25 protein-coding genes, 1 riboswitch and 1 other annotated feature are annotated in these 23,772 nt (G+C 46.8%); of the genes, 8 read left to right on the top strand and 17 right to left on the bottom strand.

Translation table 11 applies throughout. From position 1 onward, the window contains the following. Positions 1 to 10 precede the first annotated feature (10 nt). The 3 genes from Q0852_RS04810 to rnd all read left to right on the top strand — a co-directional run bounded on the left by Q0852_RS04810 (position 11) and on the right by rnd (position 3,946). Positions 11 to 928, top strand: coding sequence for an alpha/beta hydrolase (locus Q0852_RS04810; RefSeq protein WP_299014636.1), 918 nt, complete (start codon positions 11 to 13; stop codon positions 926 to 928). Between the two features lie 110 nt (positions 929 to 1,038). Next, complete coding sequence (gene fadD, locus Q0852_RS04805; protein ID WP_299014632.1) at positions 1,039 to 2,724, top strand: long-chain-fatty-acid--CoA ligase FadD; 1,686 nt, start codon at positions 1,039 to 1,041, stop codon at positions 2,722 to 2,724. Between the two features lie 100 nt (positions 2,725 to 2,824). Beyond that, entirely contained in the window at positions 2,825 to 3,946 is a 1,122-nt protein-coding gene (gene rnd, locus Q0852_RS04800; protein WP_299014629.1) for a ribonuclease D, read from the top strand. Between the two features lie 52 nt (positions 3,947 to 3,998). Here the strand turns inward: rnd and minE are convergent, their stop codons facing one another. From minE to minC, 3 genes are read right to left on the bottom strand one after another with little or no spacing between them, the layout of a single operon-like run. Next, positions 3,999 to 4,268, bottom strand: a complete 270-nt coding sequence (gene minE / locus Q0852_RS04795; RefSeq protein WP_299014626.1) for a cell division topological specificity factor MinE — start codon at positions 4,266 to 4,268, stop codon at positions 3,999 to 4,001. A 7-nt stretch (positions 4,269 to 4,275) separates the two neighbouring features. Beyond that, positions 4,276 to 5,088 (bottom strand): septum site-determining protein MinD, encoded by an 813-nt coding sequence (gene minD, locus Q0852_RS04790; protein ID WP_299014623.1) that lies wholly within the window; start codon positions 5,086 to 5,088, stop codon positions 4,276 to 4,278. A 21-nt stretch (positions 5,089 to 5,109) separates the two neighbouring features. Then, positions 5,110 to 5,772 carry a septum site-determining protein MinC gene (gene minC, locus Q0852_RS04785; protein WP_299014620.1) on the bottom strand — a complete coding sequence of 221 codons (663 nt, stop codon included), beginning with the start codon at positions 5,770 to 5,772 and terminating at the stop codon, positions 5,110 to 5,112. A 224-nt stretch (positions 5,773 to 5,996) separates the two neighbouring features. Here minC and Q0852_RS04780 point away from each other — a divergent pair, with 224 nt between their 5' ends. Beyond that, positions 5,997 to 6,269: a YcgL domain-containing protein gene (locus tag Q0852_RS04780; RefSeq protein ID WP_299014617.1), complete on the top strand. Its 273-nt coding sequence runs from the start codon at positions 5,997 to 5,999 to the stop codon at positions 6,267 to 6,269. A gap of 18 nt (positions 6,270 to 6,287) precedes the next feature. Beyond that, positions 6,288 to 7,259 carry a lytic transglycosylase domain-containing protein gene (locus Q0852_RS04775; protein ID WP_299014614.1) on the top strand — a complete coding sequence of 324 codons (972 nt, stop codon included), beginning with the start codon at positions 6,288 to 6,290 and terminating at the stop codon, positions 7,257 to 7,259. A gap of 631 nt (positions 7,260 to 7,890) precedes the next feature. On the opposite strand, the gene Q0852_RS04770 is transcribed toward Q0852_RS04775, so the two are convergent. Further along, entirely contained in the window at positions 7,891 to 8,286 is a 396-nt protein-coding gene (locus tag Q0852_RS04770; protein WP_299014613.1) for an H-NS family nucleoid-associated regulatory protein, read from the bottom strand. Positions 8,287 to 8,646: 360 nt separating this feature from the next. Continuing rightward, a riboswitch (Lysine riboswitch) is annotated at positions 8,647 to 8,830 on the top strand. 99 nt (positions 8,831 to 8,929) lie between these two features. Between Q0852_RS04770 and Q0852_RS04765 the strand changes: the two genes are divergently transcribed. After that, entirely contained in the window at positions 8,930 to 10,531 is a 1,602-nt protein-coding gene (locus Q0852_RS04765; protein WP_299014610.1) for a Na+/H+ antiporter NhaC family protein, read from the top strand. Positions 10,532 to 10,678: 147 nt separating this feature from the next. Further along, complete coding sequence (locus Q0852_RS04760; protein WP_299014607.1) at positions 10,679 to 11,257, top strand: thymidine kinase; 579 nt, start codon at positions 10,679 to 10,681, stop codon at positions 11,255 to 11,257. 209 nt (positions 11,258 to 11,466) lie between these two features. Here the strand turns inward: Q0852_RS04760 and hisIE are convergent, their stop codons facing one another. From hisIE to Q0852_RS04705, 11 genes are all read right to left on the bottom strand, one after another. Then, positions 11,467 to 12,093, bottom strand: coding sequence for a bifunctional phosphoribosyl-AMP cyclohydrolase/phosphoribosyl-ATP diphosphatase HisIE (gene hisIE, locus Q0852_RS04755; protein ID WP_299014605.1), 627 nt, complete (start codon positions 12,091 to 12,093; stop codon positions 11,467 to 11,469). After that, positions 12,090 to 12,863, bottom strand: a complete 774-nt coding sequence (hisF, locus tag Q0852_RS04750; RefSeq protein ID WP_299014602.1) for an imidazole glycerol phosphate synthase subunit HisF — start codon at positions 12,861 to 12,863, stop codon at positions 12,090 to 12,092. Before hisF ends, hisIE begins: the two co-directional genes overlap by 4 nt. A 17-nt stretch (positions 12,864 to 12,880) precedes the next feature. After that, on the bottom strand, positions 12,881 to 13,615 hold the full coding sequence (gene hisA / locus Q0852_RS04745) for a 1-(5-phosphoribosyl)-5-[(5-phosphoribosylamino)methylideneamino]imidazole-4-carboxamide isomerase (protein WP_299014599.1): 735 nt from the start codon (positions 13,613 to 13,615) through the stop codon (positions 12,881 to 12,883). Between the two features lie 20 nt (positions 13,616 to 13,635). Then, positions 13,636 to 14,271, bottom strand: coding sequence for an imidazole glycerol phosphate synthase subunit HisH (gene hisH / locus Q0852_RS04740; RefSeq protein ID WP_299014596.1), 636 nt, complete (start codon positions 14,269 to 14,271; stop codon positions 13,636 to 13,638). Then, positions 14,271 to 15,359 carry a bifunctional histidinol-phosphatase/imidazoleglycerol-phosphate dehydratase HisB gene (gene hisB / locus Q0852_RS04735; RefSeq protein WP_299014976.1) on the bottom strand — a complete coding sequence of 363 codons (1,089 nt, stop codon included), beginning with the start codon at positions 15,357 to 15,359 and terminating at the stop codon, positions 14,271 to 14,273. The genes hisH and hisB overlap by 1 nt, the downstream gene beginning before the upstream one ends. A 9-nt stretch (positions 15,360 to 15,368) precedes the next feature. After that, the gene (gene hisC / locus Q0852_RS04730; RefSeq protein ID WP_299014593.1) at positions 15,369 to 16,427 is read right to left on the bottom strand and encodes a histidinol-phosphate transaminase; all 1,059 of its coding nucleotides are present in this window, start codon (positions 16,425 to 16,427) and stop codon (positions 15,369 to 15,371) included. Further along, positions 16,427 to 17,743 carry a histidinol dehydrogenase gene (hisD, locus tag Q0852_RS04725; protein WP_299014591.1) on the bottom strand — a complete coding sequence of 439 codons (1,317 nt, stop codon included), beginning with the start codon at positions 17,741 to 17,743 and terminating at the stop codon, positions 16,427 to 16,429. Before hisD ends, hisC begins: the two co-directional genes overlap by 1 nt. A gap of 4 nt (positions 17,744 to 17,747) precedes the next feature. Then, positions 17,748 to 18,644 carry an ATP phosphoribosyltransferase gene (gene hisG / locus Q0852_RS04720; protein ID WP_299014588.1) on the bottom strand — a complete coding sequence of 299 codons (897 nt, stop codon included), beginning with the start codon at positions 18,642 to 18,644 and terminating at the stop codon, positions 17,748 to 17,750. Between the two features lie 40 nt (positions 18,645 to 18,684). Further along, positions 18,685 to 18,822: a sequence feature (His leader region), on the bottom strand. A 276-nt stretch (positions 18,823 to 19,098) separates the two neighbouring features. Continuing rightward, complete coding sequence (locus Q0852_RS04715) at positions 19,099 to 19,254, bottom strand: hypothetical protein (protein ID WP_299014585.1); 156 nt, start codon at positions 19,252 to 19,254, stop codon at positions 19,099 to 19,101. Positions 19,255 to 19,460: 206 nt separating this feature from the next. After that, on the bottom strand, positions 19,461 to 19,976 hold the full coding sequence (locus Q0852_RS04710; protein WP_299014582.1) for a YchJ family metal-binding protein: 516 nt from the start codon (positions 19,974 to 19,976) through the stop codon (positions 19,461 to 19,463). Continuing rightward, positions 19,976 to 21,205 carry an EAL and HDOD domain-containing protein gene (locus Q0852_RS04705; protein WP_299014579.1) on the bottom strand — a complete coding sequence of 410 codons (1,230 nt, stop codon included), beginning with the start codon at positions 21,203 to 21,205 and terminating at the stop codon, positions 19,976 to 19,978. Before Q0852_RS04705 ends, Q0852_RS04710 begins: the two co-directional genes overlap by 1 nt. Before the next feature lie 233 nt (positions 21,206 to 21,438). Between Q0852_RS04705 and Q0852_RS04700 the strand changes: the two genes are divergently transcribed. Next, complete coding sequence (locus tag Q0852_RS04700; protein ID WP_299014576.1) at positions 21,439 to 22,332, top strand: sulfite exporter TauE/SafE family protein; 894 nt, start codon at positions 21,439 to 21,441, stop codon at positions 22,330 to 22,332. Between the two features lie 67 nt (positions 22,333 to 22,399). Here Q0852_RS04700 and lpxH read toward each other — a convergent pair whose 3' ends face one another. Further along, positions 22,400 to 23,143, bottom strand: coding sequence for a UDP-2,3-diacylglucosamine diphosphatase (gene lpxH, locus Q0852_RS04695; protein WP_299014573.1), 744 nt, complete (start codon positions 23,141 to 23,143; stop codon positions 22,400 to 22,402). Positions 23,144 to 23,188: 45 nt separating this feature from the next. Continuing rightward, the gene (locus tag Q0852_RS04690) at positions 23,189 to 23,686 is read right to left on the bottom strand and encodes a peptidylprolyl isomerase (protein ID WP_299014570.1); all 498 of its coding nucleotides are present in this window, start codon (positions 23,684 to 23,686) and stop codon (positions 23,189 to 23,191) included. Between the last annotated feature and the right edge of the window lie 86 nt (positions 23,687 to 23,772).

Below are 23,772 nucleotides of genomic sequence, written 5' to 3'. Positions count from 1 at the left end.
TGAGAGTTCTGTGTCGAGTGTAATGTACAACACCTTTTTTCAGTTAGCTGAAGTTAAGTTAGCTGGTCTGTGTTCATTTCAGCATCAAGGCGGGGTGGTTAAACCATCGGCGCCTTTGTCTTATTTGCAAGCGACTAAGCCGTTTTTGGTATTTCTGCATGGTTGGCAAGACAATGCAGCGAGCTTTGACGGATTATTTCCGGCATTGGCAGGGCACTATCACCTGATTGCGATTGACTGGCCCGGGCATGGTTATTCTGAACCGCGGGGCCAAGATAATTATTATTATTTTTTTGATTATATTGATGATCTCAATCAGCTGATAGCTGTGCTTCCGACAGACGAGGTGCTGTTGGTCGGTCATTCGCTGGGCGCGTTGGTGGCCGGGTGTTATGCCGCAGCATTTCCGGAGAAGGTGGGCGCACTGGTAATGATTGAAGGGTTATCGCCGCTTCATGAAGCGCCGGGTAAGGCTGCCAAACGGCTGCGTGATGGTATTGACAGTCGTCAGCGATATCGCCAACGGGCAAAGCAACGAGCGGCACGACGCATGCGGTCATTTAGCGAAGCGCTGGCGTTACGTTGCGCCGTCAATCGGTTATCTCCGGAGCAATTGCGACCGATGGTCGAAAGAGCTACATACCGTGAAGACCAGTACTGGTTTTGGCGTCATGATAATAGGTTGCGTTGCGATTCTCTGTATCGCATGGCAAAAGAACACGCTCAGGTATTGATGTCAGAAATTCAGTGCCCTGTGTTATCAATATTGGGAAACCGCGGATTCAAGGATCTCAAGCAACCAGAGGCCGGGCGTCTTTGGTTGCGGCACAGCACTCAGGTGGAGGTGGATGGTGGACATCATTGTCATATCGAAAGCCCGCGTGCTGTTTGTGAACACATACGGGTGTTCAGTTCAGAATTAAAATAACGGGTTCAACCAGTTATTGATTGTTTGTTAATTGTTCAGTTTGGTGTAACTAATTGTTTTTAAATCGCCAAATTGCTGGCCTATAGCCAGAAAAAGAAGGAGAGTGCAAAGTGGATAAGGTTTGGCTTAACCGCTATCCGGAAGATGTACCGGCAGAAATCAACCCGGATCAATATCCATCGTTGGTTGAAATGTTTGAGCAATCTGTACAGAAGTTTGCAGATCAAACAGCATTTATCAATATGGGGAAGGTCATGACCTTCCGTAAGCTGGAAGAGCGTAGCCGTGCTTTTGCTGCCTACCTGCAAAATGATCTCAAACTGAAAAAAGGTGATCGTGTTGCTGTCATGATGCCTAACTTGCTGCAATATCCGATTGCACTGTTTGGTATTCTTCGTGCCGGTTGTGTTGTGGTTAATGTGAACCCGCTTTACACCCCGCGCGAGCTGGAGCACCAGCTAAACGATTCAGGCGCAAAAGCGATTGTGATCGTTTCGAACTTTGCACACACCCTTGAATCGATTGTTAAGAATACTTGTGTTGAGCACGTTGTTCTGACTCGCCTTGGTGATCAGCTTTCTCGACCGAAAGGCACGCTGGTTAATTTTGTTGTGAAATATATCAAGAAGATGGTGCCTAAATACCACCTTCCTCATGCTACTTCTATGCGCTCAGCCCTTCGTAAAGGTCGACGCATGCAGTATGTCAAACCGTTTATGTCCGGTGATGATACGGCGTTTTTGCAATACACCGGGGGAACAACCGGCGTAGCCAAGGGGGCGGAACTGACGCACCGTAACATGCTGGCGAATGTTATGCAGGCCAAAGGTGCTTATGGTCCTGTTCTGACTGAAGGCCGCGAGCTGATTGTAACAGCGTTGCCGCTGTATCATGTGTTTGCACTGACGGTGAACTGTTTGTTGTTCATTGAAATGGGCGGTCGTAACCTGCTGATCACCAACCCGCGAGATATCCCGACGTTTGTTAAAGAGCTTCAGCGTTATCCGTTTACGGCGATTACTGGCGTAAATACCCTGTTTAATGCATTGGTAAACAATGAAGATTTCCACGAACTGGATTTCAGTAATCTGCGTTTGTCCGTTGGCGGTGGTATGGCTGTGCAGCGTGCAGTAGCGGAGAAGTGGAAGCAAATCACTAATAACTACTTGCTGGAAGGTTACGGCCTGACTGAGTGTTCGCCATTAGTTGCGGCTTATCCGTATGATTTGGTGGATTACAATGGCTCTATCGGCCTGCCTGTACCATCGACCGAAGTACGTATTGTTGATGAAGAAGGCAACGTGCTGGGTAATGATCAGACCGGTGAACTTCAGGTGCGTGGCCCTCAGGTGATGAAGGGCTACTGGCAGCGTCCGGAAGCGACTAAAGAAGTGTTGGACGATGATGGCTGGCTATCGACTGGTGATATCGTCTGCTTCGATGATGAAGGCTTCCTGCACATTGTTGACCGTAAAAAAGATATGATCCTTGTTTCAGGTTTCAATGTATATCCGAATGAAATTGAAGATGTCGTTGCGCTGAACAGCAAAGTGCTGGAAGTTGCTGCGATTGGTCTGCCTCACGAAATTTCTGGTGAGGTGGTGAAAGTGTGCGTGGTTAAACGCGATCCGAGTCTGACTCGTGAAGAGTTGATCATGCACTGCCGTGAGCACCTGACGGGTTATAAAGTTCCTAAGGTTGTTGAATTCCGCGACGAGCTGCCAAAAACTAACGTTGGTAAAATTTTGCGCCGTGTGCTGCGAGAAGAGTCTGATAAGCAGGCGCAACAAGCATAACCTGATAAATCAGGTTAGAATTGAATGAATAATGAGTGCCGGCTATTACGCCGGCACTTTCTTTCAGTTTGGTATAAGTCGTCTAAACAAAAGGTTTGCTGTGAATTTTGAAATCGTAACAACAACTGAGCGGCTGGAAGTCGTATGTGAGCATGCACGCACTCAGGCGACAGTGATGCTTGATACTGAGTTTGTCCGTACCCGGACGCTCTATCCTAAGTTGGGGTTGATCCAGTTGTTTGATGGTGATTGCCTCGCATTAATCGATCCGCTTGCTATCGATGATCTTGAGCCGTTGTGGGCGCTGTTGCGTGATCAGTCTGTTACTAAGGTACTTCATGCCTGCGGTGAAGATCTTGAGGTATTTCAGCACTACGCAGGTTGTTTGCCTGTGCCGATGCTTGATACTCAAGTCATGGCATCGTTCCTTGGTTACGGTGTATCTGCTGGTTTTGGCACTCTGGTTAACGACTTCCTGGGTATTGAGCTGGACAAAGGAGAAGCTCGCACCAATTGGCTGGCGCGTCCGCTGACAGCCAAGCAGCTTGATTATGCGGCCGCGGATGTGTTTTACCTGTTGCCGCTTTTTCAAAAGCTCTATGAGCAGGTTGAAGCCAAGGGCTGGTTGGAGGCTCTGGAGCAGGAATGTGCAACACTGATGCTAAAGCGCGTTAAACAGGCTGACCCGGATAAAGCTTACCTTGATATAAAAAATGCCTGGCAGCTTGATCCCAAACAGTTAGCCATTTTGCAAAAGGTTGCCAAGTGGCGAATGCTGGAGGCTCGTAAGCGCGATCTGGCGTTGAACTTCGTGGTAAAAGAGTTGAATTTGTGGAAGCTGGCTCGTTTTAACATTAAGTCTAAGGCGGTAATGGCAAAGGAAGGCTTCGACAATATGGAAATTCAGCGTCATGGAAGTCGCTTGCTGAAGATGGCGTATGATGTTGATGATATGTCGCCACAGCAGTATCCGGAGAAAATTGTCAGATTGGTCGACTTGGCCGGCTATAAGCAGTTAGTGAAGCGAATTAAAGACGAAGTAACAAAAGTTGAAGCTGAAACAGGCTTAGCTCCAGAGTTTTTGGCATCTAAAAAGCAGGTAAATCAACTGATTTCATGGGCATGGAAGAAGCAAAAGCCAGCTGATGATATGCCAGACATGCTAAAAACATGGCGAAAATCGCTGTTTGAAGAGCGGGTTACGTCATTATTGGACCGTTAACGTTTTTGCTTATAGATAATAAAGCCCCGGCAAGTGCGGGGCTTTATTATTTTTAACGTTCAGCTTCTTTTTCAGGCAGCGTTACGTTGAGTTCCAGGACAGAAAGGTCTTCTTCTTTCTGATCGAGATTCACGCTTACTTGATCCGGTGTGATTTCGACGTATTTACGGATCACTTCCAGGATATCCTGTTTGAGTTGTGGCAGGTAGCTTGGTTCGCCTTGGCCAGCGGAGCGTCTTTCCGCAACGATAATTTGAAGTCTTTCTTTAGCAAGACTTGCAGACGTTGGTTTTTTAGGGCGGAAGAATTCTAGCAAAGCCATAATTGAATTAGCCTCCAAATAGACGTTTCAGGAAGCCTTTTTTCTCTTCCTCTAAGAAACGGAACGGGCGTTCCTCGCTCAATAAACGACCTACAGTATCTTCATAGGCCATACCTGCATCAGATTCTTTGTCGAAAATAACCGGTTCACCTTTGTTCGATGCATTGAGCACAGCCTGACTTTCAGGGATTACACCTAGCAGTGGAATATGAAGAATTTCTTCCACATCGCCAACGCTGAGCATTTCGCCCAGAGTTACGCGTGCTGGGTTGTAACGCGTTAGCAACAGATGCGTTTTGACTGGCTCTTGAGAGTTTTCAGCTCGGCGTGACTTGGAATCCAGAATCCCAAGGATACGGTCTGAATCGCGAACAGAAGAGACTTCCGGGTTTGTTGTAACAATGGCTTCATCGGCAAAGTACAGTGCCATCAGGGCACCGGTTTCAATGCCGGCCGGAGAGTCACAAATAATGAACTCAAAGCCCATTTCATCCATATCTTTCAATACTTGCTCAACGCCATCACGGGTCAGTGCATCTTTGTCACGAGTCTGTGAAGCAGGAAGAACAAAAAGATTATCAACCCGCTTGTCTTTAATCAGGGCCTGATTAAGGTTTGCTTCACCGTTGATAACATTAACAAAATCATAAACGACACGGCGTTCACAACCCATAACAAGGTCAAGGTTACGTAGGCCGATATCAAAATCAATTACTGCTGTTTTTTTGCCGTTTAGTGCTAGGCCCGATGCGATAGCTGCACTGGAAGTTGTTTTACCAACGCCACCTTTGCCCGAGGTAACAACGATAATACGTGCCATCAATTAATTCCTTATCAAACTTTATAGAGCCAGATGCTCTATGTTTAAATTATTTTCAGCTAGTGAGATAACGACACCTTTACCCCAGAATTCGTCCTGAATTTTATCACTGAGCCAGTAGATACCTGCAATGGAAATTAGTTCAGATTGTAAGTTATGACAAAAAATTCTTGCTTCCTGTTGTCCGTTGGCACCGGCAATAGCTCGTCCACGCATGGTTCCATAGATATGGATACAACCATCAGCAATAACTTCTGCACCGGCACTGACGTGGTTCATAATAATCAAATCACTGTTTTTGGCGTAGATTTGCTGCCCGGAACGGACTGGGGTACGGATGATTTTAGTCGGAACCATCATTGGCTCAGCAGCTTTTGCCTGTCGAGCGGCATTCATGATAGCAAAGCCGGCCTCTTTAGCCTGGCTCTGGTACCGGGCATTCTTACAACCACTGATTCCCACAGGTATCATACCTGCTTTTTGCACCGCTGTTTTCAGCTGTGCGAAATCAATTTGGTCATCTGTCTGACTAATGTCGATAACAACGGGGGCAGAGGCAAAAAAATTCGGCGCCTGGTCAACTTTTTCTTTCAGAAAGTCGGCTGCCTTTTCAATATCCCCGTCTACGAGGTGCAGGGCTGAGAGCGTAAATGAGCCCCCTTTAAGTTCTGCTGTATTTGCCATATTCAACTCAATGATTGTCGCTAAATTAGCCGTTCAGGTACGTTATCACATAGGTACTTGCATGTTATAGTCCAAAGGTTATGACAGCAAGCTATCCTTGCTTTAGCGTTGGAAATTCAGACAAGCTTCTCATCTGCGCGGCCTTTTGATGGCGACCGGAGGGAATGATTTTGCATTATTGCGGTCTGAATTAGGTGAAAGATTAAACTGACAGGCTATTTTTGATGTTTTGTGCGATTTACAAAAGCCCTAAAAAAGAAAATACATATCTATATATCAACAACAAAGATGATTTTTCAGAAGTACCCGAAAGCCTGATGGCAACCTTTGGGACGCCGCAGTTTGTTATGGTGTTGAAACTAGATAATGGACGTAAATTAGCGCTGGCAGATGTGGAAAAGGTAAAAGAAGCATTGGCAACTGTTGGATATTACCTGCAGGTGCCACCGCCAGTGACGAATTTGCTTGATCAGTATAAGGCTGCAAAGGCCGAATAAAGTTCGTAAAGGGTAACTATGCATAAGCGATTGATATCGGCCCTGGTGGCCTTGGGATTAGGATTCTCGTCTGTGGTTATAGCTGCAGATAAAGGATTTGATGAATATGTACTCGGGCTGAAAGCGGAAGCCCGTGAAAAAGGAATTTCAGAGTCGATTATCAACTCTGCTTTTGAAGGTATTACATTTGTTGAACGTGCGGTTAAGGCTGACAAGAATCAACCGGAAAAGAAATTGACGCTGGATGAATATATTCCACGAGCAGTTCCTGATTGGAAAGTTGAACAAGCTAATCAACTTTACCGCAAACATAAAACGACATTGGATAAAATTGGTCGGCAATATGGAGTGCAGCCTAGGTTTATTGTTGCGCTGTGGGGGGTTGAAAGTAACTTTGGTCGCCTGATGGGAAATTATAATGTTGTTGAAGCGCTATCTACCTTGGCCTATGAAGGACGTCGGGAAGCTTTTTTCCGCAATCAGGTAATGGCAGCATTGGAAATTCTCAATGAAGGTCATATCGCACCTGAAGAGATGAAAGGCTCATGGGCTGGGGCGATGGGACAGCCGCAATTTATGCCTACTTCGTTTTTAACTTTTGCCGTTGACGGGAATAATGATGGTCGGATTGATATTTGGCAGACTGAAGCGGATGTATTCGCATCGGCTGCAAATTATCTCAAGAAATCAGGCTGGAATGACAAATATACTTGGGGGCGGCAGGTAAAATTACCTGAAGGTATAAATGATGCTTTATTTGGTGTCGATAAGGGTAAAGGTCGTTCATTAGATGAATGGCAGAAGTTAGGCGTTAGAAGATTGAATGGACGGGCTTTACCTAAAGTTGATATTCAAGGCTGGATTATTCAACCCGATGATAATCATGGCAGGGCGTATCTGATATATGGGAATTACCAAACTTTGCTGAAGTGGAACCGCTCCCATTATTTTGCCTTGGCGGTTAGCCATCTTGCCGATCAGATTCAATAAGTTTTAATGATAAAAAGCCAGACATTACAGTCTGGCTTTTTTATGCCTACACGATGGTATGTTTGTTCTATATTTGTTTTTTCTATAGGTTAAGGGAATTAATCAGTATTGATGTACGTTATACTTTGAAGAAGCATGGAGTAACTCAGTGCTTCATGTTTTAATTATTGCTTTATGATATTCATCAAGAGTAACAAGCTGTTACAGTTCGTCCTTTGTGGTGCTCTGCTGTTTTAACTGCGTTAAGTTACTTTGATACGGAAACGATTCTATCAATCGATTTTTTGATGTTTCTAAACAGTGGAGAAGCTCTGGTGAGCTCAGGTTATTGCTTGTGTTTGGAATTGGTTTTTGGGATTGGAAGGGGGTTATAAAAGGTATGGCTATCTGGTTTAGGTGGTGTCTATATCGAATTATAAAGTAATTATCCTGATTGTAGAGTATTAATTCTAATTATGTGTTTGGGAACAATCTTGCTGATATGCAAATTGGTTGTGCCATTGGGTAGGGGGAGCAATAATGTTAGGGAACGATGAAATAGCATCTTGTTCTTTTATCGATAGGTCTAAATATGAATATAAAAAAACCCGGAACAATCCGGGCTTTTTGTTCAGCTTATGTTCAGCAATTATTAGATTTCGAAATCTTCAAGAGATTTGCCTTCATCTAGAGCTTTCTTCAGCGCGCTTGGAGTACGGCCTTGACCAGTCCAAGTTTTCTCTTCGCCGTTCTCGTCAATGAACTTATATTTAGCAGGACGAGCAGCACGTTTTGCTTTAGGTGCTTTATTTAGGCTAGCTAGTAATTCTTCTGGGTCGATACCGTCAGCAAGAAGCATTTCACGGTATTGAGCTAGTTTTTCGTTACGCTCACTTTCTTTAGCGCGCTCTTCTGCTTCAGAGTCTTCACGCTCGCTAACAACAGTTTGTAGTTTCTCAAGAGCTTCCTGAAGTTGCTCTAGTGTATATTCACGAGAAAGTGCGCGAAGGCTACGAAGGTTTAACAGTGCTTTCATTGCATCAGACATTTTATATTTCCTGTTGGCCTTAAACTATTTTATTAAATAATAGCAGTCTCAAATCTATAATGGCAATAATAATACGTTTAATCCTACGATGCCAAATAAAATATCCAACATGGATTTATTTTTCTTTCAATTAAGCTGATTAAATCTCACTTTTTATATTTCTGAGCGATGTTGTTTGTGAAATTAATCGAAATCTTGATGTTATTAAGTGTCCGTAATTTCATATCGGTTTTGATTGCTCTTAAGCTTGTGTTGTTTGTTTTTTCATCATTAGGGAAAGATTATTCACTAATGCTGTTAAATTTTTCATCTGATGTTGTTGCAAATGGTTCGTGATTCCGTAAAATGAACTCTTCCTTGACTAAGGGTAGAGGCGCATTGTCTATAAGTAACTGGTTGTAGGGTGATTCCTATGACAGCCAGAGAAAGGAGCCAATGCCGAAGTGAGTAAGGCCTATCAATCCTGCTTGCTGGGGTTGTCACCGAATAGGGGCAACACTGCCATAGTATATAATTACATTAACTATGGAGCGCTACTGTGGGGTCGGAATAGGGGACTTGCTTTCCTTTATACTCTTCTCTTGACGACGAAATGTCGTGCTCAGCAGTAGATCTCCAACCTAGATTGGTTGTCGTAGAGATCATGAATATCGTAGATTTTTCCCATTCATCTATTTCATTATTACCGCCTTTAGTGGCACTCGGCCTTGCGATTCTTACTCGTCGCGTATTGGTTTCCCTCGGTGTTGGTGTCCTTCTTGGTTCCTTCCTGCTAACTGACTTTTCATTGGGCATGACCACTGAATATGTGGGTAATACAGTTAAAGGCCTGTTCATTGACGACGGCTCTATTAATAGTTGGAATATGAGTATTGTCGCTTTCCTAATCCTTTTGGGAATGACGACTGCACTATTAACCCTTTCTGGTGGTACACGTGCTTTTGCTGAGTGGGCACAAACCAAAATTAAATCGAAGCGTGGCGCAAAATTGCTAGCAGCGTTTCTTGGGGTATTTATTTTCGTTGATGACTATTTTAATAGCCTGGCGGTAGGTTCAATTTCTCGCCCTGTTACTGATCGTTTTTATGTTTCTCGTGCCAAACTAGCTTACATTCTGGATTCAACCGCGGCTCCAATGTGTGTATTGATGCCTGCATCAAGCTGGGGTGCTTATATTATTACGCTGATTGGTGGTATTTTGGTATCGCACGGTGTGACCGAATATTCTGCATTGAGCGCATTTCTTCAGCTTGCCCCAATGAACTTTTACGCGGTATTTGCTTTATTGATGGTATTTGTTGTGGCTTGGTTCCAGTTGGATATCGGCCCAATGAAAAAACACGAAATGCAGGCAAGTCATGGTCATGGTTTTGATGAAGGTGATGATGACAGCCAAGCAAAAGATTTAAATGATGAACTAGAAATTGAAGAAAGTGAAAATGGTCGTGTTGCTGATTTGGTAATGCCGATTGTTGCGCTGATTTTCTCAACTTTCTTCTTTATGGTGTTCACTGGTTACCAGGCTCTGGCTGCTAACGGTATTGCCTTTAATATTCTTGGTGCCTTCGAAAATACCAATGTGGGTATGTCTCTGGTCTACGGTGGAATGGTTGGCTTTGTGGCAGCAATGATCCCGGTTATTCGCCAGCGTCTTCCAATGTCTGATATTGCATCGACTCTGTGGACTGGTGCTAAATCAATGTTCGGCGCTATTCTTATTCTGCTATTTGCCTGGAGCATCGGTAGCGTGATCAGTGATATGGCTACTGGTAAATACCTATCGACTCTTGTTCAAGGTAATATCAGCCCTATGTTGCTACCGGCAATCCTGTTCCTGCTGGCGGGTCTGATGGCATTCTCGACAGGTACTTCTTGGGGTACTTTCGGCATTATGTTGCCAATCGCGGGTGATTTGGCTGCCGCTGCAGATATCACTTTAATGCTGCCAATGCTTGGTGCGGTTCTGGCGGGTTCTGTTTTCGGCGACCACTGTTCACCGATTTCAGATACAACGATCTTGTCTTCGACCGGTGCGCGTTGTCATCATATTGATCACGTAGCGACTCAGTTGCCGTATGCCTTGTCTGTAGCGCTGGTATCAACAGTTGGTTTCTTGGCGCTCGGCCTGACTAGTTCAATGGCTGTTGCATTCATGGCTGCATTGATTGCCTTTATCCTTGTCTGTTTGACACTGATGTGGTTATCTCGCCGTCCAACGGCAGTGGCTGCGAAAATGAAAAGCTAATACATAGTTTAGACTTCGCTAAAAGAGAAAGCCTGCAATTTGATTGCGGGCTTTTTTTTTTGCGTTTTTCGTGCAGTGGCACGCTTTCAATTCCCCCCTCTTTTCTGTAGCATTTGCGCAGTTTTTTGCGCTTTGACGGGGAGCCATATGGCCCAGATGTATTTCTATTACTCGGCAATGAATGCGGGTAAGTCGACGACCTTATTACAGTCATCTTTTAACTATCGAGAGCGTGGTATGACGCCGGTGATTTTTACTGCGGCGATTGATGATCGATATGGTAAAGGAAAGGTGAGTTCTCGTATTGGTCTACAAGAAGACGCTGAGCTATTTTGTGCTGGTGATGACCTTTATCGTAAACTTCAGGACCTGGCTGCGACCACGAAAATTGATTGTGTATTGATTGATGAATGCCAGTTTTTGACCAAAGAGCAGGTGTATCAACTGACAGAAGTTGTCGACAAAATGCATATTCCTGTTTTGTGTTACGGTTTGCGTAGTGATTTCCGTGGCGAGCTATTTGAAGGCAGTCGTTACTTATTATCGTGGGCAGATAAGCTGGTTGAATTGAAAACCATCTGCCATTGCGGTCGTAAAGCGAATATGGTGATCCGTCAAGACGAAACCGGACGAGCAATTGCTGATGGTGATCAGGTGGAAATTGGCGGTAATGATCGTTATGTTTCTGTTTGTCGCAAGCATTATAAAGAAGCGCTAGGCCGATAAGGAATTATATCAATCAGCATAAGTATTTGATCATTATTCCTTGTTCTAGATGATTTTTCTTGAGCAATTATCTGAATACTTACTTACCCCGGTTGATATTATCCTGACAGATATTTGTTGCTATATGGCAAAAAAAGAAGCCTGGGAAGTCCCCAGGTTTTTAACGTTATGGCCCCAGAAATAATTTATCTGTTGGTTACTTGAGGCTGTTATTTATGGCGCTCTTGTAATTTGGCGGTGATATCTGACAGTGAGAGTCCTTGATCCTGAAGCAATACGATCAGGTGGTAGATTAGATCGGCTGACTCACAAACTAGCTCCTCCTTGTCACCCGACGTTGCCGCAAGCGCGACTTCGACGCCTTCTTCACCCACCTTTTGCGAAATACGCTTGGTGCCTCGGGCGTAGAGGCTGGCTGTGTAGGAAGAGGCTGGATCGGCACCCTTACGAGCAGCCAAGACTTGTTCCAGTTGATGAAGGAACACCAGCGCAGGCTGTTCAACCTGTCCTTCTTCTGCCGTATTGCTGTCGAAACAAGTGGGTGTGTTGAGGTGACAGGTCGGGCCGACAGGGTCAACCTTGACCAGTAGCGTATCCTGATCACAATCCAGCTTAACGCTTTTTAGTTTGAGGACATTGCCTGACGTTTCACCTTTGGTCCAGAGCCGCTCTTTGCTGCGTGACCAGAAAGTGACTTGTCGGGTATCGAGTGTTTTATTCAACGCCTCTTCATTCATATAACCCAGCATCAAGACCTGTCCACTGGTGTTATCCTGGATGATTGCCGGAACCAGCCCGTCAACTTTTTCCCAATTGATACTTGTCGCCAGGCTCATAGTCGGATCTCCACATTTTGTTGTTTCAGGTACTGTTTTAACTTGCCGATATTAATGATCTGCTTATGAAAGACGGATGCCGCCAGGGCTCCATCAACATTGGCTTTATTAAAGGCGTTGGCGAAGTGAACCATTTCTCCTGCACCACCGGAAGCGATCAGGGGGACGTGACAAACTTCCCGTACCATATTGAGCTGTTTGAGGTCATAGCCTTGCCGGACACCGTCCTGGTTCATCATGTTCAGGACGATTTCACCGGCCCCGCGTTTTTGTACTTCCTCTACCCAGTCGCGGGTTTCCCATCGGGTGACTTGGGTGCGACTTTCATCTCCGGTAAATTGATATACTTGGTATTTGCCTGCTTTTGCATCAAAGTAGGAGTCGATACCGACCACAATACACTGTACCCCGAATTTATCAGCCAGCTCGGTGATCAGCGCTGGGTTGAGCAGAGCCGGGGAGTTGATTGACACTTTGTCTGCGCCAAATTGTAGGATACGGGCAGCATCTTCAGTCGACTTGATCCCGCCTGCGACACAAAACGGGATATCAATGACTTCGGCAACCCGTGCTACCCAGCTCTTGTCGACGACTCGACCATCACTGGAAGCGGTAATATCGTAGAATACCAGTTCATCAGCACCTTCATCTGCGTAGCGTTTGGCAAGCGGGACGATGTCGCCGATGATTTCATGGTTGCGGAACTGAACTCCCTTGACGACCTGTCCGTCACGGACATCAAGACAAGGGACGATTCGTCTTGCTAGCATAGTTTTCTCCTTGTCTTTTAGCTATTCCAACAGGCAAATGCCTGTTCTGCGGTGAACTTACCGTCGAGCAAGGCGCGCCCGACAATCACACCAGCGACTCCTGTGCCTTTCAGGGCGGCGATATCATCCAGCGAGCCAATACCGCCGGAGGACTGGAACTGGACTTGCGGATAGCGATTGCACAGGTCCTTATAGAGTTCGACATTGGATCCGGTCAGGGTGCCATCGCGGGAGATATCCGTGCACAGTACGTGGCGCAGGCCAACGGTCAGGTAGTCATCAAGCAGGGCCTCGATGGTGACACCGGAGTCTTCCTGCCAGCCTGAAATGGCGACTCTGCGGTTACCGTCAGTGTCAATATTGACATCAAGGGCGAGTACAATACTTTCCGGGCCGTATTTTTCCATCCAGCTTTTTACAAGTTGTGGTTGTTTAACGGCGGTAGAACCGACAACTACGCGTTGAGCTCCGGCTTTCTGTAGATCAATGACATCTTGCTCGTTGCGTACTCCGCCACCGATTTGAATATTGGCCGGCGTGCTGGCTAGCAGTTTGCTGATAAGATCCAGCTGGCGAGCGGTTGTGTCTTTGGCTCCTGTGAGGTCAACTAGATGTAACCAATTGGCACCAGCCTGGTGGTAAAGGGCGAACTGTTCGGCCGGATTAACTTTGTATTCAGTTACCTGGCCGTAGTCACCCTGAAAAAGGCGAACAACCTGACCGTCAATTAAATCAAGAGCGGGAATAATCATATCAAGTCCTTTGGTTGTTCCTACATTTCAAGGAAATTCTTAATTAGCTGTGCGCCAGCCTTGCTAGAGCGCTCGGGGTGGAATTGCACGCCATAGTAGTTGCCACTTTGTACGGCAGCGGTAAAGGCATTGCCATATTCACAACTGGCGATGGTGCGTCCTGCATCGTCTTTATTAAATATCGGCATGGCGTAGCTGTGAACAAAATAAAAGTAGCTGCCGTCCGGAATATCGTTAAAAAGCGGATGACCCGGCTCCGGGGTGACGGTATTCCAGCCCATGTGCGGTAGCGGGAAGTCGCCGGTTTCCATTTTCTTTACCGGGGCTGCGCACAGGCCCAGGCATGCAACTTGTTCGGTGCCACTCTGGCCGTGTTCTTCAGAGAGTTCACCGAGTAGCTGCATTCCGAGGCAGATCCCCAGCAGCGGTTTATCGACTTTTCTGACTAGCTCGATCAGGTTGCGTTCCTTCAGGTTTTTCATTGCCTCACTGGCAGTGCCGACACCAGGTAAAAATAGCTTGTCGGCGGCGAGTACAACGTCAGGCTCTTTACTGACAATAACCTTATAGCCTTCCCGTTCGATGGCAAAACGTACAGAGGAGACATTGGCGCAGCCTGTATCGATAATGACGATTTGCTGGTTTTCTTTTGCCATTACAGTACCCCTTTACTACTCGGTAGTTCGTTGCCTTCGACACGGATAGCTTGGCGTAAGGTACGGCCAAATGCCTTGAACAAGCTTTCGACAATGTGGTGGTTGTTATCACCGGTCGATGACAGGTGAAGTGTGCAGGCCAGGGTATCGGTCAGGGAACGGAAGAAGTGCGACACCATTTCTGTTGACAGGTCGCCGACTTGCTCGCGGTCAAATGCAGCATCAAATTTCAGGTACGGGCGACCGGAGAGATCCAGCGCGCACTGTGCCAGGCATTCATCCATCGGCAGACTAAAACCGAAGCGGCTGATCCCGCGTTTGTCACCGAGCGCCTTTTTCAGCGCTTCGCCGAGCGCCAGCGCGGTATCTTCTACACTGTGGTGATCATCAATGTGCAGGTCGCCGTCTACCGTCAGTTCCAGGTGGAATCCGCCGTGGGTGGCGATTTGATCTAACATGTGATCAAAGAAACCCAGTCCGGTTTCAATTACATTACCTCCGGACTCATCCAAGTTGACCTTGACGCGGATATTGGTTTCTTTGGTGGTACGAATAACTTCGGCGATCCGCGGTGAGGTTGTGAGATCTTTGACGATCTGTGGCCAGTTCATGGTTGTCTCATCAGCCGGAACCGGGGCGTAGCGAATACCACGGATTGCCATGTTTTCGGCTAGCTCAAGATCCGTAGGACGATCTCCGATAACGGCTGAGTGCTCGAAGTCGACCCGGCCTTCGCGGAGATATTCTTTAACCATTCCCAGTTTGGGTTTGCGGCAGGCACAGTTATCTTCTTCAAAATGCGGACAAACTAATGTATCGGCAAACCTGACCCCTTGTGATTCGAAAATTTCCATCATCATTTGGTGCGGGGCGTCGAAATCTTCCTGTGGGTAGCTGTCAGTGCCCAGGCCATCTTGATTTGTTACCATAACCAGCGTGTATCCGGCATCCTGTAACTGGAGCAGTGACGGGATTACTAAGGGCTCCAGTTTGAGTTTATCCAGGCGGTCGACTTGAAAATCAATGGGTGGCTCAACAATTAAAGTGCCGTCACGGTCAATAAATAGAATCTTTTCCTTGCTCACAATGATGTCCCTTTATGCTTGGTTCAGCTCAATTTGGTCACGGATGAAGGCTAGGGTTTTTTCGCACTCATCTCGGTTGCCGATACTGATGCGGATGCAATTCTTAATTGGAGAACGCCGCAGAATAATGCCGTGTTCCCATAAAGCATTAAACAAGGTGTCGGCATCGGGGAATTTCACCAATAGGTAGTTACCGTAGCCATCGAATACGGTTACGTTCGGTAGCATACTCAGACCTGCCTGAAGATAGGCGCGGTTGGCGCTGAGGTCGAGTACCTGGAATTTTGTTTTTGCCAGCCCTGCGGGTGATAGTGCCTGTACTGCAATGTCGGTGACAGGCACTGGTACCGGATAAGGAGCAATTACTTTTAGCAGTAAGCTGATAACGTCCGGGTTTGCCAGCGTAAATCCACAACGTAATCCGGCAAGAGCAAAAGCTTTGGATAAGGTACGAAGGATCACCAGATTCGGATAGTTATCAAGTAGGTCGGCTGTCGATGCTTCCAGGCAGAAATCAATATAAGCTTCATCGACGATGACTAGCGCCCGGTCAGTGGCCATATCAAGCAGGGATTCTATATCCTGGCGGTTGATCAGATTGCCGGTCGGATTGTTTGGGCTACAAACAAAAATCAGTTTGACGCTGTCGAGGTTGTCACAAATAGCGGGTAGATCCAGCTGCCATTGTTCGTTCAGTGGTACGGTCTTGGTGTTTACACCGAAGGTTTCGGCGCTGATTGAATACATGCCGTAAGTTGGCGGGCAGTAAAGTACGCTATCCAGGTTCGGTTCGCAGAAAGTGCGGATTAGCAGTTCAATTCCCTCGTCAGCACCGCGAGAGGTCAGAACTTGTTCTTTTCTGACTTTGGCATAGTCTGCATAGGCTTGGATCAATTCGTCGGGCTGGCAGGTGCTGTAGCGGTTCAGGCGATCACATTTGATATTGTATTCGTTGGCAAAAGGCGATTCATTGGCATTGAGCCAGATATCCCCGCGACCACCCAGGCGACGTGCTGACTGATATGGTGTCAGTTCGCGTACCGTTTTTCGGGCTAGTTTGGTGATTGTCATTATTGTGCCTCCTTAGCAGCCGGCGTTTGAGCGAGAAGTTTTTCCATCCTGATAGTAACGGCACGCTTGTGGGCATCTAGTCCTTCGGCTTCTGCCATAGTGACAACAGTCGGTGCCAGCTGTTGCAGACCGTCAGAACTTAGCTCCTGAACTGTCATACGTTTGGTAAAATCAGCCAGCCCAAGGCTGGAGTATGTACGGGTATAGCCGTAAGTCGGCAGCACGTGGTTGGTGCCTGAGGCATAGTCACCGACTGATTCTGGCGACCAGCTGCCAAGAAAAATGGAACCTGCGTTATCCAGTTGTGATACCAGGCTGCGTGGGTCGCGGGTCTGGACAATGAGATGCTCCGGTCCGTAGTGGTTAGAAATAGATACACACTGGGTCAGGGTGTCGGCCACGATAAGCAGACTTGAGCCCAATGCCTGGCGGGCGATTTCGGCTCGAGACAGCTCAGCAAGTTGTTTCTGGATCGCATCTGCTACCCGTTCGGCAAGGCTCGGTTCCGGAGTGACCAGTACTACCTGGGAGTCTGGGCCGTGTTCGGCCTGGCTGAGCAGGTCGGCGGCAATGAAATCTGGATCGGCTGTTGCGTCGGCAATCACCAGGACTTCTGATGGCCCTGCAGGCATATCGATGGCTGCACCGCGGAAGTCGTTGCTGACCTGACGTTTGGCTTCGGTGACAAAAGCATTGCCAGGGCCGAAAATTTTATCAACCTTAGCGACGGATTCAGTGCCGTAGGCCATGGCGGCAATGGCTTGCGCACCACCGACATTGTAAATTTTATCGATGCCGCATAGTTTGGCGACATAGAGGATTTCATCGGCAATCGGTGGTGGGGAGCACAGGACTACTTGCCTGCAGCCAGCGATTTGTGCGGGTACTCCGAGCATGAGAACGGTCGATGGCAGCGGGGCGCTGCCGCCGGGAATATACAGGCCGACAGAATTAATTGGCCGGGTAACCTGTTCGCAAACCACGCCTGGCTGGGTTTCCACCCGAAGAGGCTTTTGTTTTTGAGCTCGGTGGAAGGTGGCGATATTGTTATAGGCCTGCTGGAGTGCCAACTTCATTTGGTCGCTCAGGCGTTCAGCGGCGGCTTCGATTTCGTTTTGGCTGACTTTGATGCTATCTGGGCGCACCTTGTCGAATTTTTCGGTGAGCTCAATAAGGGCTGCGTCACCTTGCTGGCGGACATTGTCTATAACTGCGGAGACGATAGCCGTGATGTTTGCCCCTTCGGTGATCGCCGGACGTTGCAACAGGTATTCCTGCTGGCTTTCGCTTAAAGATTGCCATACAACAGTTTTCATCGTCTTATTCCATCATTTTTTCAATAGGTAGGACAAGGATCGAGCTGGCACCCAGCCCTTTGAGTTCTTCCATGGTTTCCCAGAAAAGGTTTTCAGTGCTGACAAGATGGACGGCAACGCGGCTTTTGTCGGCAGCTAATGGTAGTACTGTCGGATCTTCAGCTCCGGGTAACAAAGCTTTTACTTTATCTAAGCTCTCTGTTGGTGCGTGCAGCATGATGTATTTGGATTCTTTGGCTTGGATAACACCTTGCATCCGGGTAAGGAGGCGACCGATCAGCTCTTGCTTGTCAGTGCTGAACTCACCGATACGCTGAATAAGAACGGCTTTGGATCGCAGGATGACTTCCGCTTCTTTTAAGCCATTGGCTTCCAGGGTGGCGCCAGTTGAAACCAGATCACAGATAGCATCAGCCAGACCGGCACGGGGAGCAACTTCAACTGAGCCGTTTAGCATACAAGTAGTGAACTGGACGTCTTGTTCATCCATGTAACGTTTTACAAGCTGGGGGTAGGTGGTAGCGATGCGCTTACCTTGTAAATCTTGTGGGCCGTTGTATTTGGCGTCTTTATCGATGGCAATGGAAAGGCGGCAACCGCCGAAATCGAGGCGGCGTAGTTTCACATAGCCTGAAGCTTCACCACGTGCTGCGCGCTCTAGACCAACTTCTTCCAGTTCGTTTTCACCAATTACCCCTAAATCGACTACGCCATCCATGATCAGGCCTGGGATATCGTCGTCGCGAACCAGCAGCAGGTCGATAGGCATATTTTCAGAATGCACAACCAGGCGCTCGCCTACCATGTTGAATTTCACACCACAGCGTTTAAGCAGGTCCTGGCATTCTTTGCTTAGGCGTCCCTTTTTTTGGATGGCAATTCGTAGTCGTTGTGTCTGCATCGTTTTGTTCCCTGTATCCGATAAATCATTAAGCCTGAAAATGAAAAAACCCTCGGAAGATGGCTCTTCCGAGGGTCTGAGAACTGCTATTGCTACTGACCGCTGGAAGAGTGTTTCTGCGTCTTCCAGAGTGAGGCGTATCCTCCCGAAAGACTAGTCAGGATGATGATGGTGATGAAGGTTTACCAATAGGATACGCATAATTATTTACTCTGTATAAATCATTATTTACTCATTGCTTGTTATTCACACTAACTAAGCTGATATGATTTTGCAACAGGATTTTTAAAGAAAAATTAACTTAATAAAAAAGTAAGAATGCCGAATGATCAAAAGAGGAAGATAATGATTGAAGAATAAGCACTTAAAAGCGCTCGGCTTGAAAGTGCTATATGCAGCGTAATATTTATCTAACATTGGTTCTGTTTAAACATATACATCAAGAAGCCCTTTTCTAGGGCGTTTTTTTAGGGCGCTCCTGGGGAGGATCTTTTTTCTTCTCGCTGTTTGCTTCCACTTTTTGTTTTCGTTCGTTGATCAGTGATGCCTGAGTGACTTTTTTCAGCTGTTTTTGAGCAGTCAACGGCAGATTGTTATTTGGATTGATCATGTCATTGTCTCGTTACACAGTTGAGTTCTGATTGCTTTATCGACAATTAAGATTATGGGGTGAGTGTTTTTTGCACGCTGTTTTGTGTTTTAGTGCTGGGATGAGATGTTGATTAGAAAAATGGATGATACGGATATAATGAATGAGAAAACAAGGACTTGTCAGAACAAGTCCCTGTTTTTAGTTGTGAGGATTGTAATTCAAAACTAGCTGCAGCATTTTTTGAATTTTTTTCCGCTGCCGCATGGGCACGGATCGTTTCGGCCAACTTTATCACTGATAACCTGCGGTTGTTGAGTTGGTTCAGTTTCTGGCTCCGGGTATTCGCCATCAATGTAGAACCATTGAGATGTATCACCACATGGTTCGCGCAGGAAGCGTGATTTCTCTTGGAGGCAGAATTCCTCCTTGCCTTCTTGGTAATATGCCTTGAATTCGACGAAGCCTTCTCCGTTTGCTGCTATTTCACTACTTACGACTTCCAGCCCCAGCCAGTTAGAATGCACTGATTCAGCAATGGCTTCACGGTGTTGTTCTGCTTCACAACTTGGGTGATAGGTTGCCACGACAAAGTCAACCAGCCCCAACACATGGGCACTGTATCTAGCCCGCATCAGTTGCTCTGGGTGCTCAGCACGAGATGGTATTTGATGGATCGGCTGACAGCAGGTTGTCAGTATTTTCTTACTGCCGCACGGGCATAATTGAGCTGGAGTTGACATTAGTTACTCTGTTGCTGTTGTTCAAAAAGAGTGGTCCATTTTACTGACTCCAGATAAAGGTCTGCAACGCTAGTTTCATTGATTGCTAGCTCCTTGCTGAAGCGACTGACGTTTTCCCAGTTGGCAGTATCATAGGCTTCCATAAGTAGGAGGATGAGGCCGAGTTGACCGGTTTGGTTGACCAGAGCCTGCTTGATCTCCTCACTAAGCGGGAGAAGGTTGATCAGTTCTTCGATTGGCTGATCCAGGATTGAATCCAATAGTGAGAACAATCCGGTTAGGAAGGCCTGGTTACCGGCGATTGCGGGTGTTACTTGTTTACCTAGTCGCTCACAGAGATGGGCTCTTTGCAGTGACAGGCTATACAATGAAGCCGGCTTTTTCTCCATCGCGTGTGCTGTGGCCACGAAGGTGATAAAGCGCCGTAAACGCTCTTCTCCCAGATAGACCAATGCCTGTTTGAATGAGGTAACAGGCTTGGCTTGGGTTGATTTCATGTTGTTGACATGGCGGAGCATCTTGTAGGACAGCGAAACATCGGTCGCAATGATGCTTTCCACTTTATCAAAGTTGACATCTGTCTGGCTGATTTCCTGAAACAGGCGTAGCGTCGTCAGAGCTGAAGGCGTTAGCGCTTTGCGCTGGATCATTTCCGGACGGCTAAAGAAGTAACCCTGGAACAAGTCGAATCCTGCATCTCGTGCGTCTATAAATTCTTCATGGGTCTCGACTTTTTCAGCCAAGAAAAGGAGTTTATTGCTCTTATCCTTGTGGTGGCGGATAAAAAAACTGGCCTTAGCGATTGGAGTTACGCGAATATCGAACTTGATGATATGGATATATGGCAGGAATCGGTTCCACACTGCATGAGGAACAAAGTCATCCAGGGCCAGGGTATAGCCTTTCTGATGCAGCTCAATTACCGCTTCCAGCAGTTCATCATTCGGCTCGCAGCTTTCCAATACTTCAATCACGAAACTCTGCTTTGAGAACATCAGAGGAATGCGCTGAATCAGGCTGCTATGAGGAAAATTGACAAAGGCTTTTTTCCCGGCAGTCACCTGGGCCGCATTATATGTGAAGAAATTATCGGCTAGCAGACGGTTAGTTGCTTGTTCATCTTCTACGTTGGGAAAGCAATTATTGGGGCCATCGCGAAACAGCAATTCGTATCCAACGGTTGCCTTGTCTCGGTTTAATACGGGCTGTCGAGCAAGATATGACTGCATGGGCTATAACGTAACTTACTAATATTATTGTTAAAATATGACGAGTTGCGGAAGTGGGTAACAGAATACTTAATGATTATCTTATCAATGGCGTGCTGTACGCCGAGTATTACAGGGAAATATGGTTTCACAACGTGATGTTAATAGCAAATTAAGACAATTGCCAAAAAGATAGAATCATTCTCTAAGTTCATGGACAATAGCCTCCTTTTCATGAAATTTTTGTGTAATAAATGACGGTCTTTACAGTCATACAAGCTGGATTGCTTGTAGGTGGAGGCGTTTTTATGGTCATGCTTTTTAATGCATGGCGTAAGAACCGTACGCAGGAAGCGCAAACAAAAATCTTACCAATTGGTCTTATTGGTGGCTTTGCCAATTTCTGCGATACCCTCGGGGTTGGCAGTTTTGCCATTAAGACGGCTGGCTACAAGCAAATGAAGCTGATTGATGATCAGCTGTTACCCGGTACGCTGAACTGCCAGGCGGTAATGTCTACGTCGGTACAGTCTCTGATCTTTTTGACTGCGGTGGATGTTGATCCGCTGACTCTGGTTAGTATGGTACTGGCTGCTTGCTTTGGCGCTACCGTTGGTGCAAGGCTGGTTTCGGGCTGGGATCGCCAGTTGATCCGTCTGGTTATGAGTGGAGCTCTGTTGGTTGTTGCTAGTTTGATGCTGGCAGGGCAGTTGGAATTATTCCCGCTCGGCGGTGAAGCGTTGGGATTAAGCGGCTGGAAACTGGCTGTTGGTATTGCCGGTAATTTCTTGTTTGGTGCCTTGATGACCATCGGTATTGGCCTTTATGCGCCATGCATGACAATGGTTTACCTGCTGGGTATGCATCCGTTAGCGGCCTTCCCGATTATGATGTGCTCATGTGCGTTTCTTAGTTTCTTTTCGGCGGGTAGTTTTATACGTAAGAACCGTATTAATAGCCGTGCGGCATTGGTTGTGGCTATTACCGGTCCGATTGGCGTTGTGATTGCAGCCTATCTGGTCAAATCTCTTGATTTGCAATTGCTGGCCTGGCTGGTGATTGGTGTGGTGCTGTACACATCAGTGACTATGTACCGTTCTTGGGTAGGTGAACGTGCTGAACCGGAGTTGGCTCAGGCGTCGTCCTGATATCCTGTTTATTTGAAAATGAAAAAGGTATGCCTCGGCATACCTTTTTTATTGGAGACTTTGTTATTTAACAACGGCTGCTGGTGGATGCAAAGTCCCTTGTTTCTAGCTGACAGCCCTCGGGAGTGCAGACTAGAACTGAGCCATGATCATACCAGTCTCCCAGCACTGTTCGAACTGCGGGGTGATTGTCGATAGTCAGGTCATGGATAGCCGGGCGGTGGGTATGGCCGTGTATCATCGCGTTGACACGACATTGTGCCATGATTTTAACCACTTCATCCGGGGTAACATCCATGACGTCCTCTCGCTTGGCCTGATTAGCCATACCACTGTTATTGCGAAGCTTAGCTCCGATTGTCTGGCGGTATGACAGTGGCAGGCGGAAGAACAGCCACTGGATTAAACGGTTATGTACTTTTTTCCGGTAGCGCTGATAGGCCTCATCCAAGGTACAGAGAGTATCACCATGCAGGATCAGGGTTGGTTTGCCGTACAAATCGATCACCGTGTGTTCCGGTAACAACTGGACGCCGGTTTCGTCACTGAAGCGTTTGCCGACCAAAAAGTCGCGATTGCCGTGAATGAAGTAGCAGGGGATTCCGGAGTCAGTGAGCTGCCTGAAGGCTGTTTTGATTTGCTGGTGGAAAGGTGAATTGTCGTCATCGCCAATCCACATTTCAAATAAGTCACCCAGCACATACAGGGCATCGATCCCCTTGGTGTCTTCTTTAATGAAAGTCAGAAAACAATCGGTGATATCAGGGCGGTCGGCGCTCAGGTGCAGGTCAGCAATAAAAAGTGTTGTCATAAATAAAAGAAAGGGTGGCTTGTTGACCACCCTTAAGAGTAGTGATTACTCTTCGATAGTTACGTCGTTGATCACAACTTCTTCAACTGGAACGTCCTGGTGAACATAACCCCAGTTACCAGTAGAAACCGCTTTGATCTTGTTAACTACGTCCATGCCTTCAACAACTTCGGCAAATACACAGTAACCCCAGCCATCAGGTGTTTCTGATTTGAAGTCCAGGAATTTGTTGTCGTTAACGTTGATGAAGAACTGAGAACTTGCAGAGTGCGGTTCCATAGTACGAGCCATTGCAAGTGTACCCACTTTGTTGCTTAGGCCGTTGTTCGCTTCATTTTTGATTGGCGCGCGAGTTTCTTTCTCTTCCATACCAGAAGCCATGCCGCCGCCCTGGATCATGAAACCGTCGATAACACGGTGGAAAAGTGTACCTTTGTAGAAACCGTCACGGCAGTATTGCAGGAAGTTTGCACACGTTTCAGGCGCTTTTTCTGTGTTTAGCTGAATTTTGATGTCACCAAAAGTAGTGTGAAGCGTTACCATGAGCTTGTCCTTTAATGGATGTATATTGCTTTAAACGTTGAATTTTATCTTACTAAAGCAAGGCGTCAACATGATCTCCAATCATT

The organism is uncultured Photobacterium sp., assembly GCF_947502415.1.
Lineage (GTDB): Bacteria > Pseudomonadota > Gammaproteobacteria > Enterobacterales > Vibrionaceae > Photobacterium.
This window is presented reverse-complemented; position numbering and strand designations above follow the sequence as displayed.